At 34.9% G+C, this 13,608-nt stretch carries 11 protein-coding genes; 5 read left to right on the top strand and 6 right to left on the bottom strand.

Features of this window, described 5'->3' with window-relative positions; translation table 11 throughout:
* Nucleotides 1-145: 145 nt before the first annotated feature.
* Entirely contained in the window at nt 146-2,263 is a 2,118-nt protein-coding gene (locus ACQUQZ_RS02455) for a carboxy terminal-processing peptidase (RefSeq protein ID WP_435353146.1), read from the top strand.
* A gap of 83 nt (nt 2,264-2,346) precedes the next feature.
* Here ACQUQZ_RS02455 and ACQUQZ_RS02460 read toward each other — a convergent pair whose 3' ends face one another.
* A complete protein-coding gene (locus tag ACQUQZ_RS02460; protein WP_435353148.1) occupies nt 2,347-3,090 on the bottom strand; it encodes a polyprenol monophosphomannose synthase in 744 nt (247 codons plus the stop codon).
* Nucleotides 3,091-3,122: 32 nt separating this feature from the next.
* Nucleotides 3,123-3,497, bottom strand: a complete 375-nt coding sequence (locus tag ACQUQZ_RS02465) for a DUF4296 domain-containing protein (RefSeq protein WP_435353150.1) — start codon at nt 3,495-3,497, stop codon at nt 3,123-3,125.
* 195 nt (nt 3,498-3,692) lie between these two features.
* On the opposite strand from ACQUQZ_RS02465, the gene ACQUQZ_RS02470 reads away from it, so the two are divergent.
* The 3 genes from ACQUQZ_RS02470 to ACQUQZ_RS02480 all read left to right on the top strand — a co-directional run bounded on the left by ACQUQZ_RS02470 (nt 3,693) and on the right by ACQUQZ_RS02480 (nt 5,971).
* Nucleotides 3,693-4,556 (top strand): DUF58 domain-containing protein, encoded by an 864-nt coding sequence (locus ACQUQZ_RS02470; RefSeq protein WP_435353152.1) that lies wholly within the window; start codon nt 3,693-3,695, stop codon nt 4,554-4,556.
* An 88-nt stretch (nt 4,557-4,644) separates the two neighbouring features.
* Nucleotides 4,645-5,547, top strand: a complete 903-nt coding sequence (locus ACQUQZ_RS02475) for a hypothetical protein (protein ID WP_435353153.1) — start codon at nt 4,645-4,647, stop codon at nt 5,545-5,547.
* 1 nt (nt 5,548) lies between these two features.
* Nucleotides 5,549-5,971 carry a molybdenum cofactor biosynthesis protein MoaE gene (locus ACQUQZ_RS02480; RefSeq protein WP_435353154.1) on the top strand — a complete coding sequence of 141 codons (423 nt, stop codon included), beginning with the start codon at nt 5,549-5,551 and terminating at the stop codon, nt 5,969-5,971.
* 49 nt (nt 5,972-6,020) lie between these two features.
* Here ACQUQZ_RS02480 and ACQUQZ_RS02485 read toward each other — a convergent pair whose 3' ends face one another.
* The 4 genes from ACQUQZ_RS02485 to ACQUQZ_RS02500 all read right to left on the bottom strand — a co-directional run bounded on the left by ACQUQZ_RS02485 (nt 6,021) and on the right by ACQUQZ_RS02500 (nt 10,585).
* Complete coding sequence (locus ACQUQZ_RS02485) at nt 6,021-7,385, bottom strand: gliding motility-associated C-terminal domain-containing protein (protein ID WP_435353155.1); 1,365 nt, start codon at nt 7,383-7,385, stop codon at nt 6,021-6,023.
* A gap of 42 nt (nt 7,386-7,427) precedes the next feature.
* Nucleotides 7,428-7,979 (bottom strand): NTP transferase domain-containing protein, encoded by a 552-nt coding sequence (locus ACQUQZ_RS02490; protein ID WP_435353157.1) that lies wholly within the window; start codon nt 7,977-7,979, stop codon nt 7,428-7,430.
* A gap of 78 nt (nt 7,980-8,057) precedes the next feature.
* Nucleotides 8,058-8,537 (bottom strand): cyclic pyranopterin monophosphate synthase MoaC, encoded by a 480-nt coding sequence (gene moaC, locus ACQUQZ_RS02495; protein WP_435353159.1) that lies wholly within the window; start codon nt 8,535-8,537, stop codon nt 8,058-8,060.
* 137 nt (nt 8,538-8,674) lie between these two features.
* The gene (locus ACQUQZ_RS02500) at nt 8,675-10,585 is read right to left on the bottom strand and encodes a RecQ family ATP-dependent DNA helicase (RefSeq protein WP_435353161.1); all 1,911 of its coding nucleotides are present in this window, start codon (nt 10,583-10,585) and stop codon (nt 8,675-8,677) included.
* Between the two features lie 258 nt (nt 10,586-10,843).
* Here ACQUQZ_RS02500 and ACQUQZ_RS02505 point away from each other — a divergent pair, with 258 nt between their 5' ends.
* On the top strand, nt 10,844-13,546 hold the full coding sequence (locus ACQUQZ_RS02505) for a T9SS type A sorting domain-containing protein (protein WP_435353163.1): 2,703 nt from the start codon (nt 10,844-10,846) through the stop codon (nt 13,544-13,546).
* Nucleotides 13,547-13,608 lie beyond the last annotated feature (62 nt).

The raw sequence follows: 13,608 nt of genomic DNA on the forward strand, positions 1-13,608 counted from the left end.
AAAATCGTCCATTCATCATATTTTGACTCTATATCGAAATTTAAATATATTTTACTCGTTATAGACTGGATTGATTTTTGTCAAGTATTTTAACATTTGGTATTTTCAATTGTTTTAAATCTAAAATTAACACCCGTATTTAAATATGAAAAAGTTTAGCCTGTTTTTTAAAGCATTTTTAGGCCTAACTACCGCTGTTATTTTCATTTCAGCAAAGCCTCTCAATGAAGACCCGCCCACTAAAAACGAAACGATCCTTCGTACCGTAGGGATGATGCTCGAACAAGGGCATTATAGCCCCAAAAAGATTGATGATAATTTTTCAAAAGAAATTTTTGCAGAATATCTCAAACGCCTTGACCCAAGTAAAAGAATTTTATTAGAAAAAGATATTTCAAAACTTCGTAAGCACGAAACCATGATTGATGACGAAATTCATGGAGCATCGTTGGAGTTTTTTAATTCTTCTGAAGAAATTTATAAAAATCGTATAACAGAAGCAGAGGAAATCTATAAGCAATATATTGATAAACCTTTCGAGTTTACCAAAGATGAATCATTTGAATTAGACCCTGATAAAGTTGGTTTTGCTTCAAACGAATCAGAAAGGAAAGACCGTTGGAGAAAATACTTGAAATTGCAAACCCTCGAAAGATATAATGATTTGCAAGAGCAACAAGAAAAAAACAAAGAAAAGAAAGATTTTGTAGCAAAGTCTGACCAAGAGTTGGAAAAAGAGGCTCGTGCAAAAGTTAAAAAAGCAATGGACAGGTATTTTGACCGATTGAGAAATCAATTTGATGAAAATCAACGATTTGCGATGTTTGTTGGGGCAATTACTAATGAAATGGATCCACATACTGACTTTTTCCCACCAGTAGAAAAACGCTCTTTTGATGAAAAATTGAGTGGTCGTTTCTTTGGAATTGGAGCTTTATTGCAACAAGATGATGATAAAATAAAAATTAAAAGTGTCACAACTGGTGGTCCAGCATGGAAATCCGGAGAGATTCAAGCAAATGATTACATCATAAAAGTAACGCAGGCCAATGGCGAAACTGAGGAACTTACAGGTTTGACAACAACCGATGCAGTAAAATTTATTAGAGGAGCAGAAGGTTCAGAAGTAAAGGTGACAGTACAGAAGCCTGATGGCTCACTAAAAACTGTTTCGATGATTCGTGCAGAATTGAAATTAGATGAAACTTTTGCTCGCAGTGTTATCATTAATAGTGGCAAATACAAAATTGGCTTAATAGATTTACCAGCATTCTATGCAGATTTTCAACGCCCACAAGCAGCACGTTGCTCTCAAGACGTTGCAAAAGAGGTAACAAGATTGAAAGCAGAAGGCGTGGATGGAATTATTCTTGACATCAGAGATAATGGCGGTGGAAGTTTGCAAGAAGTTGTCAATATGGTAGGTTTGTTTATCAAAACAGGGCCAGTTGTACAAATTCGTGACCGTGCAGGTCGTCCTTCTCAAATGGGTGACAATGACCCTTCCGTACTTTATGATGGCCCATTGGTAGTAATGGTAAATGAGCGTAGTGCTTCGGCTTCGGAAATTTTTGCCTCTGCGATTCAAGATTATAAACGTGGAATTGTGGTTGGATCCTCATCAACTTTTGGAAAAGGTACAGTACAAAGAGCTTTTCCTTTAGGTGGTAATGGTACAGGAAGTGGTGCAGGTGATTTAGGAGCGGTACATTTGACTTTACAAAAATATTATAGAGTCAATGGTGGAGCTACTCAATTGAAAGGCGTGGAGTCGGACATTGTTTTAACGGGCGTTTATGAAGCATATAAAATTCGTGAAAAAGACGATAAGAATGCTTTGGTTTGGGACGAAATGCCTAAAGCAACTTATCAAACATGGACAAATGCACCAGATTTGACAGCTTTACAACAAAAAAGCAAAGAACGCTTAGGAACAAATGATGTTTTTACCCAAATCAAAGACAATACAAATATTTTGGCAGATAACCGCAAGACAGCTCGTTCGCTGGAATTAAAAAATTATAAAGTTCAATTGAAAGAAATAAAAGATATTTCGGCAAAAGTACGTGAACTAACACAAACGAAAGACGACTTATCAGTTGCCAATTTATCAAGCGATTTAGAAGGAATCAATTCAGATTCTTTGAAAAAAGATAGAAATGATTTTTGGTTAAAATATCTAAAGAAAGATGTTTATTTGAACGAAACGATAAATGTTATGAACGATGCGATTCAACAAAAAGGAATGGCATTGAAGAATTGATTAGTCGATAATTTAAAATAAACCCTCGCAGAAGTAAAATTTTGCGAGGGTTTATTTTTATTGTCAATAGAGAAGATTATTGACTATTGACCATCAACTCTTTTAAAACTTTTAAACCAACTCCAAATTTTCATAATGATTACACCTAAAACCGCCTCACGGAAAATCTTGGTGGACATTTTTGACACGCCTTTTGTGCGGTCGGTGAAAATGATTGGTACTTCAGTAATATTAAATTTGTAGAGAACGGCATTGAATTTCATTTCAATCTGAAAAGCATAACCTACAAAAGCAATTTTATCTAAAGGAATTGTTTGCAATACTTCTTTTCGGTAACAAATAAAACCAGCCGTTGGGTCCATTATTTTCATGCCAGTAATAAATCTTACATATACTCCAGCAAAATAAGACATCAAAACTCGACCAATGGGCCAATTCACAACATTTACACCCTTGATGTATCTGGAACCTACTGCTACATCGAAGCCATCCACTTTACAGGCTTTAAAAAGACGTACCAAATCTTCGGGGTTATGAGAGAAATCAGCATCCATTTCATAAATAAACTGATAGCCACGCTCCAAAGCCCATTTAAAACCATGAATATAGGCTGTGCCTAAACCCAATTTTCCAGCCCTTTCATTAATATGTAATGTAACAGGATATTCATACTGTAATTCCTTGATTTTCTGGGCAGTTCCATCAGGCGAGCCATCATCAATTACCAATACATCAAAGTCTTCATCAAGGCTCATTACTTTTCTGATAATGGCTTCAATGTTCTCTATTTCATTGTAGGTCGGTATTATAACGAGATTTTCTTTCAAAAGTTCTTTATTTTAGAAATTGCACTATATTTTTATCTATTTTTTTTATTTTCTTCTTTTTTCTTCTCTTCCATTTCCTTCAAAATTTTTAGGGTTTCGTCGTATATCCTAACCATATTTTCAGGATTTGTCATATAAAATTTGTAACTTGCTTTATAACGTGTCGTATCAATTTTATATTTTATCATGATACGGTGTTCCATTTCGTTATAAGCAACTTTAGTAGAGTCATAAGCTTGAAAAGATAATCGACTTGCTTTTGATTCTAATATATGAATATCGGCTAAAATTTTTGCCATTGTTTGTTCATCAATGATGTCGGCAGGAACGTCTGAACCATCGCCACAAGCGATTAACCCAAAAATCATGCTTAAAATTAAGAATATTTTTTTTGTCAGTATTTTCACTTTATCTTCGTTTTCAGATTAAAGAACAAATTACGTAAAAAACTGACAAATTTGATACGTTAAAGTTTGTTAATCATTTAGATGTTGGCTTTTAGCGGTTAGCTATTAGCCTTTTTATGATTAAAATTATTAGTTTTTTAATAGCTACAAGCTAAAGGCTAACTGCTAATAGCTAATAGCCAAATCGCTAAAATAGTGGTCGAAGATATTCTTGCTAAGCTTAATAAGTACGAAATTAAAATCCGAAAAGCTGTAAATGGGCAAATGCAAGGCAATTTCCGTTCGGTTTTTAAAGGCTCTGGCTTGGAGTTTAGTGATTTGCGTACTTATCAATACGGAGATGATGTAAGGACGATTGACTGGATAACGACCGCCAAAGGACATGGAGCTTATGTAAAGATTTTTAAGGAAGAAAAAGAACAAACTGTCTTTTTCATGCTTGATGTGAGTGGTTCGCAGGAAGTCGGAAACAATGGACGATTGAAGTTAGATACAGCCAAAGAAATTTGTGGCGTTTTATCACTTTCCGCAATAAAAGAGGCTGGACACGTTGGCCTTTATTGTTTTTCTGACCAAAAAGAGCTTTATTTCAAACCAACCAGCGGAATGAAGCATGGTTATGAATTGATTTTAAGTTTGTTTAAAATGAAACCCGTTTCTCAGAAAACGGATATTCCTGCGGCTATTGGTTTTGCTTTAAATATGCTCAGGCGTAAAAGTGTTGTTATTTTGATTTCGGATTTTTTGGATAAAGATTATGACCATAATCTCAAGGCATTGGCTCGGAAACATGATTTAGTGGTGATTCATGTGTATGACCAAAGAGAAATAAAATTACCAAGTTTAGGAATTATTCCAGTATTGGACAAAGAAAGTAAACGAACAGTTTGGCTGAATACTTCTTCTCCAACTTTCAAACGCGAAATGCGAGAAGTTTTTGAAGATAACCAACAACGTTTAGAGACATTATGTAAACAACATAATGCCAATTATTTAGCGATTGACTCAAGAGAAGATTATGTGTCGAGACTTATACAATTGTTTAGAATCAGAAAGTAGGCCAATGAAAAATCGGGTGACTTTCCACTATCAATTAGCAATTTGCAAAAGCTTAGACTCTTTTAGTCAATCAATAAGCTCTACAAATATGTATCAATTTTTGGCTGTTTTAATTGTTAATTGTCTATTGATAATCGGAACACCAACGGTTGCCAATTGTCAAACGCCAAAAGTACTTCCAAAAGGTAAGTTTCTGACTGATAGCGTCGAACTTGGACGACCATTTAATTATGCTCTCAGTTATCACCACAATCCATCTGCCGAAGTTTTTTTCCCAGATACAACCTATAATTTTTATCCTTTTGAAATAGTTGAGCGTGAATTTTACCCAACTTTAACTGTTAATGGAAGTAGTGTTGACAGCGTCATTTATACATTAGTTACTTTTGATATTGATAAAACTCAAAAACTCAATTTACCTGTATTTATACTTTCTAAGCGAGATTGTACAGCGATATATGCTTCTTCTGATTCTGTTTTTTTAAAAGAAATGATAAAAACAAAAGTTGATTCTTTAGCACTACGAACAGATACCAGACTTCTACCATTGCGACAACAATTAGATTATCCCCAAATTTTGGCTTATTTATCAGGGGTTTTAGGAGTCGTTGCTTTGATCTATATATTTTTTGGCAGATTTATCCGTAAGGAGTATCGATTGTTTTTGTTTGGAAGAAGACACAAAGATTTTGTGGCAAGCTATAAAAAATATACTCGCTCAACATTAGATGATATTACGATTGGGAAAGCATTAGTCTTATGGAAAAAACATTTAGAATGGCTCGAAAAACGACCATATTCTTCTTATACAAGTAAAGAAATAATTTCTCGTTTACCAAGTGAACGATTAGAAGAAGCTTTGAGAGAAGTTGATACAGCTATTTATGGAAGAATTCTTTCGACACAAATGCCTTTAGCGATGAATATTTTACTTGAAAAGGCTATTGAATTATATAAGAAACGAAGAGCAGAATTGGCAGCAAGTTTATAATATGGAAAACATTGAAATTATATTATCAGATAAAAATTTAAGTGAGCAAAATTGTCTTGATTTTGTCAAAACTGATGATTCGGGTGGTATTGTTGTTTTTGTTGGTACAGTTCGTAACCAAACCAAAGGCAAACGAGTGCTTAGACTTGATTTTGAAGCTTATGAGCCAATGGCTATTTCAGAAATGAAAAAGATAGCTATTCAGGCTATTGAAAAGTTTTCATTGAAGAAAATAGCCGTTCATCACCGAGTTGGTATGTTAGAAATTGGGGAAATTCCAGTTATTATTGCGGTTTCGGCAGCCCACCGAGGAGCAGCTTTTGATGCTTGTGAGTTTGCTATTGATATGCTAAAAGAAACAGTGCCGATTTGGAAAAAAGAGATTTTTGAAGATGGTGAAGTTTGGGTTTCGGCTACGCCCTGATTAATGAGTGAATGTTAGAATGAGTAAAAAATGTAAATGGAATATATATTTATCTCAATAACAAAACCTTCCCCAATACTTCAATTTCGTTATTTTTAGCATCTTTAGCTTTCAATTTATAAGGATAAATCCCCGATAAATAGCTTTCTCCATTCCATGTATCATTCGGATTGGTCAGAACGGTTATTAATTTCCCCAAATGGTCAAATATGGTTAAACTTATGAATTTATCATGCTCGCCAATGATGCCAAAAGTATCATTGATGCCATCATTGTTTGGACTAAATGCTAATGGTAGATAGAGTGAAACATTGACAAAGCATTTAATTAGAGAGTTTTGTACACAAATTTTCTCGGAAATAAACAATGATTCATTAGAGTGAAAGCTTATCTGATAACAATTTTGCTGATTACATTTGATAGCTGTATCGGCATAAGCTATACCATTCGGAGAAAGCTTTTGTCCATTATTTTTTATCAAAACAAAATCTTTGATTACATCAGGTTTTGGTTTTTTCCATTCCACCTCATTGGAGTTTTCAGTAGGTATTACCTCCAAATCTATGTCGCAAACTTCTTTTGAGATATTATTTGCAAAACAGGCACTTTCTAATTGAATGGCATAACAAACATTTTTTGCGGTATTTGTAAAACTAATTTTTTGTAGGCCAACTTCTCCAGTTTTTGAAGTAATAGCTACATTATTTGCTAAAACTTTAATGTTTTCACCAGAATAATTATTAAAACTTACATTAAAATTATCTTTCCCTGTTTTTTCTAATACCGTAATTTGTGGTTGTGTAGCCTTTGGGAAAGTTATTAAAACAGTATTACTGGATGGGCAAAAATCAACTTCATAACGGCCTGTTACTGTTATTTTTTTATCGGTTTGGTTGGCATAATTGTGCGAAACAGCGGTAGAGGGGAGATTTACTTTTTCAATGGCTGAGGCATCTCCCCAATCAATTAAACAGTAATCATAAGGTAATAGACCAGCTTTTTTGCCATCAGTGATTTCTAAACTAACTTTATTTCCACAGATTTTGGGTTTTAAAATTAATTTATTTGTATCTAAAACAGTCACAATGCCACATACTCGCAATTCTTGCCCATTGTCTTTTCTAAACGAGCTTTGTAGTACTTTGTAAGCTCCAGGAGCGGTATAAGAATGGCTTTTCTCTTCTACTAAATTGGCAGGAATTCCCCCTTTGTAATCATAAATAAATTTATGTCCAGTTGATTGTGTATCTGTTTTAATGATACGAAGCGTGAATGGTACACAGCCGATCATTTTTTCGGCATACAAACTACCAGAACCAATATTGGGACCATTACATTGGTCGTTCAATACTTGACAAAACGAAGCAATTGTTGATAAACCTATCAGAAGAATAATATGTAACGTTTTTTTCAAATTAGTTTTTACTTGTAAATACGAAGATTTTGAGGAAGTCGTCTATTGACGTTTCAATTTATCAAACTCTTCTTTTGTATTTATGTTTTTTAAGAAGTCAATATTTTCTAATTGTATGAGTTGAATATCAGCATTTTGTAAAAATAGTTTTGGACTTTTATTGCCCAATTTTACATAAGCTATAAGCAAATCAGCTGCTTTTGGCTCGTAGATAGTAAATAGTGGGTCAGGAGCATTGTTTTCATTATTAAAGAAAGTAGTTGCTACTTTATCTGGATTACGATTGTTGATTAGTATCTCAAATGATTCTTCATTGATCAAGGGCATATCGCAAGCAACTACGAGCCAAGCCACATTTTTGTTATACATAAAGGCTGATAAAATACCATTCATCGGTCCTAATTCGGGATAACTATCAATGATTGTTTCTTCAGAAAACTTTTGTTCTTCTCGGCAGGAAAAATAAACTTCTGAACAAAATTGCTGAGCCAAGTCAAATAAATATTCACGCTGAGGCTTGCCATGATAGTCTAGCATACTTTTGTCAGTTCCCATGCGAGAACTTTTCCCTCCAATCAAAATCAGGCAATTCATGATAATAACATTTACGACGGGGTCGCCCGTGCGATTACTAATATTTCGATACAACTATATTACCTTATAATCGACATTTTATAGCTCCAATTTGAAGTCTTTTTTGCCACCAGTTTTTTCAATTAAACGAGTTTCTTTGATGATAATATTTTGCGAAAATGCTTTGCACATATCATAAATAGTTAAGGCTGCCACGCTCGCTCCTGTCAGAGCCTCCATTTCGATGCCAGTTTTACCCGTAAGAGATGCGGTACATTCGACAACAACTTCTTGTTTGTCATTCAAAAATATATTGATTTGACAGTTTTCCAAACCTAAAGGATGGCAAAGAGGAATCAAATCACCTGTGCGTTTGGCTGCCATTACACCTGCAATGATTGCTGTTTGAAAAACAGGGCCTTTTTTTGTATGAATTTCATCATTTTTGAGGCGTTCTAAAATAATTTCATCCAAAATTATAATACTTCTTGCCTTAGCAGTTCGGCGAGTGATTGCTTTTTCACCTACATCAACCATTGATGGGTTTCCTGCAGTGTCGATATGTGTAAAGTTTGTCATTGATAAAATTGCTGTTTTCTCTATTTCTTTCAAGGCTGAATGTGCTGACGAAAGTTGAATGTGGTTAAATATATATGTTTTTTTCTATTCTCCTATGACGAACTACAAGCAACCGTCGCTTGGTTCGCCACACAAAATTATTTTTTTTGTAAAATGCCTAATTCGCTGTACCAAAGTTCCTCGTTTTCAATCATTCGACGAATAACCTCGGTTGCATAAGATTTATTGTTGAAATACTGATAATCTACTATTTGACTAATGTTTGCAGGAACGATTTCTAAAATTTTTTGGCGATATTTTGTATAAATTTCAATCGGAACATCTGCCTCAGTTTCTTTCTTTTTTTGCTTCAAACAATTATCACAAATGCCACAAGTAGCGTTGGTATATTCATCAAAATACTCTTGCAAAAACTGCATTCTACAACGCCTATCTTCTTGGGCATATTTAACCACGTTTATTGCTTTTTCTATGTCTTTTTTCTTCCGTCTATTCATCTCTATTATGTTGATAGACAGATTGTTGGCATCTTGTCGGGCTGTAAGGAAAGTAAGTTGTGGCTTGTTTTTTTGCTTTTGATAGGTCACAACTCCTACTTGTTGTAGGTAGTCGAGCATATTTTCTATTTCTGAAACTTGAGCAAAGAAGTTTTTTGCAATAGCACTTTCTGAAATAGTAGTATAACTCGTAAATAAATCACCACCATACATGCGTAGTAAAACTTTAGTAAATTTATCGTAGCTGGGTGTTTTGATTTGGAATTTATATAACTCATGATTATCCATCTTAAAAATCAATTTTGATGGACTATAATAGGAATCACTTAATTGAATTAAGCCTTCGTCTTCGAGTTTTTTGAGAGCATTATGGGTTTCATGGGCAACAAGCCCAAAAGTGCTTATAAACTCTTGAAAATCAAAGTCATAACTTTCGAAATTTTCGCCACCGACGGCTAATTTATAATAATTTGCTAAGGCCTGATAAACTCGCCTAAGGTTTTCGATGGGTGGATATTTTTGTTCAATTTGCTTAGAAATATCCTCTAAATCGCCCTTGAAATATAGTATTACAGCATAAGATTTTTTCCCATCACGACCTGCTCGACCAGCTTCTTGGTAGTAAGCCTCCAAATTTTCGGGTAAATCAAGATGTATAACAACTCTTACATCAGGCTTATCAATACCCATACCAAAAGCGTTTGTAGCAACAATTACTCTATTTTGATTTTTTATCCAAGCATCTTGTTTTTTAAAACGCTCTTGATTTGTTAGTCCTGCATGATAAAAGTCTGAACTAATTCGACTTCTATTCAACCAATCTGCTATTTCTTTTGTTCGTTTACGGCTACGAGCATAAACAATAGCCGAACCTTGTACTTTTTGAAGAATATCAAATAGCTTCCGTTCTTTACTTTCTTCACAAAAGGCTGAGTATGAAATATTTGGTCGAGCAAAACTTTGTTGAAAAACTTGTACATTTTTCAGTTCAAGCTTCTGAACAATATCCTGTTGTGCTTCTTTAGTAGCCGTTGCTGTTAATGCAATAACAGGAGCATTAGGTATGAATTTTCTGAATTCTGGAATTTTTAGATAAGGTGGACGGAAGTCATAGCCCCACTGCGAAATGCAATGAGCTTCATCAATGACAAGCAAACAAACCCTCATTAATTTGGTTCTTACTTGCATGATTTCAGTAAGTAAACGTTCGGGAGAAACATAGAGAAATTTATAATCTCCATACACAAAATTGTCAAAAGTATAGTCAATTTCATTGCGGTGCATGCCCGAGTAAATGGCTGCTGCTTTGATTCCTCTTCGTTTTAGCTGTTCAACTTGGTCTTTCATCAAAGCTACCAATGGTGTGATGACAATACATACCCCATCCATCGCCATAGCAGGGACTTGAAAACAAATAGATTTTCCACCGCCTGTTGGCATTAAAGCAAGAGTATCTTTTCCAGCCAAGACAGTATTAATAATTTCTTCTTGTAAAGGACGAAAAGAATCGTAATGCCAAAATTCTTGTAATATTTCTAAAGGTGCTTGCATCGTTACTGAAAGAATCTTCGTCTTTGATACAAAGATAGGGGAGTGAATTTGTGAAATAGAGAAATAATAATATTTTTGTTTAGACTATTGGCAGACAGAAACCATGCTTTTATCTTTATTTTCTGATATTCATTCAACAAAAGTATTAGATTTTTCGTTAGATTTGATACCTTGTAAAAAATTTGGATTGCAACCCTATCACAACAATTTACGTATATTTAAAATACCCTGACATACAGGCAATTGATGCTAAAAATTATGAGAAAAATCTACCTTTCTGGCTTGCTATTTTTGATGGTAATGTCAGTATTTGCTCAAAAAGTGGCAAAACCAAGCCATGAACAACTTGCCAAAGTAAACCCAGATAAAATTGAGTTTATGAAAGGACAAATGATTGTTTGCCCAGGGAATTTTGAAGATGCCAATACCTATGTGCCAATGGCAAAAGAAGTAGAAGATGCTTTGAAAGGTCAAAAAGCCAGAGGAACTGCAGCTAAAGCTACATTTATTGTTACATATAATGGTTTTTCACCTGCGGCACAGAAATCTTTTCAAGCAGCAGTTGATATTTGGGCAAATCTCATCAGTTCGCCAGTGCCAATTCGTATTACAGCTACTTGGAAGGTAATAGATAGTGGTAATGCAAGTGGAACAATTTTAGGGCAAGCTTCACCTGCCGATTTTACACGTAACTTCCCTGGTCAATTACGTTCCAATACATGGTATCCGATGGCTTTAGCAGAAAAATTAGCAGGCCAAGAACTGAATTCGGTGAATGACCCAGATATTACAGCCGAGTTTAATAGTTCTGCACCTTGGTATTTAGGAGTTGCTGCACCAGGAAATAATCAATTTGATTTTACATCGGTTGTTTTACACGAATTATGTCATGGTTTAGGATTTACTTCATCTATGCGTATTCCAGTAAGTGCCACTGGTGTGGTTGGTAATACTGGCTCTTGGGGTTATGGCACAGGTTCTCCCTTTGCATTTGACCCTTTTCTTGAGAATGGTTCATCTCAACAATTAATTAATACTACTAATTTTGCTAATACTTCTACGGCTTTAAAAAATCAATTAATTAGTGATAATTTATTTTTTAATAGCCCAACAGCCATTAGTCTGGGAGAAAAGCCAAGAATCTATGCTCCAACAGAATATCAATTAGGCTCAAGCACTTCTCATGTTAATGATGCGACTTACCCTTCTGGAAATCCTAATTCATTAATGACTGCAGGGGCAAGTATTCGTGAGGTTATTCGTGATCCAGGCCCACTTGTCAAAGGAATGTTTGCTGACATGGGCTGGAAAGCCACTTCGCTTACACATACACGTGTAAAAAATATTGAGACAGCGGTTAGTAAAGTGACAATCAAGGCAACTATTATCAGCGATACAACCTTGATTGCTGGAAGTGCAAAAGTTTATTATACTGAAAATGATACAATTATTAATGCAAAAGCCATTGAACTGAAACGAATCGGCACTACAAATGAGTATTCGGCAGATATTCCAGTGACTAAAAGCCCGTCAATTATTCGTTATTATTTAGGTGTAGAAGATAACTTCAAGCGTAAAAATACCGCTCCTGCCGAAGCCCCTACACAAGGGTATTATGGTTTTAGTGTTGGTTCGGCTGATACTTCTCCGCCGTTTGTAACGACCGACCCATTAACGATTATACCTACAACGGCTGTACCAGATATCTTTGCAAATATCGAAGACAATTTTGAACATGGAGTTGACACAGCATACGTTGAATATCAGTTGAATGGTGTAGTCCAAAAACCATTTGGTTTGAAACGATACAATGTTGCGACCGATGATAAAAATTATTCACAAGGTAGAAATGATATATATGCTTTCTTGGCAAAAAGCCCTTTTGGCACTTTAAAGCAAAATGACCGTGTATTATATCGAATTGTTGCGATTGATAGATCAAAAAATAAAAATAAAACAGTTCTGCCTGCTTATCTTAATACACCAGGAACAAACGTGACGGTTTCTCCTGACTATTATGAGTTTGTGGTGAGTGATTTAAAAACACAGACTCCCGCATCTCAATATGCTAATACATTTGATGCAGCTACCGATGACTTTGCAACAATTGGTGGTTGGGGTATAACGCAACCTACTGGTTTTTCAAATGGAGCATTACATTCAGCTCACCCATATAAAAATGGTGGAAACGAAGATTTGCAGTCAAATACATTGGCTTTATTGCGTATTCCTATTCAATTGAAAGATAATGCAGATTCGGCTACAATTTCTTTTGATGAAGTTGCATTAGTTGAGCCAGGCGAATCAGGCTCTGTTTTTGGTGATTCAGATTTTTATGACTACGTGGTTGTAGAAGGTTCGTATGATGGAGGAGCTTCATGGGTTCCATTTGAAGATGGTTATGATGCCAGTGCCGATGCTACTTGGTTGAAAGCATTTAATAGTGCTGGTGCAAATGGTACATTTATTGGTTCGGATGGTAAGTCTTATCAATCGTCAGATTCAAAAGGAGTAGGCTTGGCGACGATGTATAAAAAGCGTACAATAAAAATGCTTAATAGCGGCGATTTCGTAGCAGGAGATGTAGTTTTGATACGTTTTAGATTATTTGCTGATGAACTGACTTATGGTTGGGGTTGGGCAATTGATAATCTTCAAGTACAAGTACCACCACCACCACCTATTTTAGCAACAGAACAAACATCTGAAAAAATAGCAACAATTTTCCCAAATCCATCACCTGATGAAGTGAAAATAACAGCCGGTCTATCAAAACCAGGTCGAGTACAAATGGAGGTAATCAATTCAAATGGTGTGAGAATAATGCAGAGCGAATATTTAACTGATATTAGTACTTTCAATCAAAAAATTGATGTAAGCAACTTCACCAATGGTAATTACTTGGTAAGATTACACACCGAAAATGGTGTTATTGTGAAAAGATTTGCAGTAAATAGATAAAAATATAAAGTTTAAAGTGTTTAAAAAGCACTTCATCCAAAAGGGTGAAGTGCTTTTTAATT

It is taken from the genome of Emticicia sp. SJ17W-69 (assembly GCF_051209875.1).
Taxonomy (GTDB): Bacteria; Bacteroidota; Bacteroidia; order Cytophagales; family Spirosomataceae; genus Emticicia.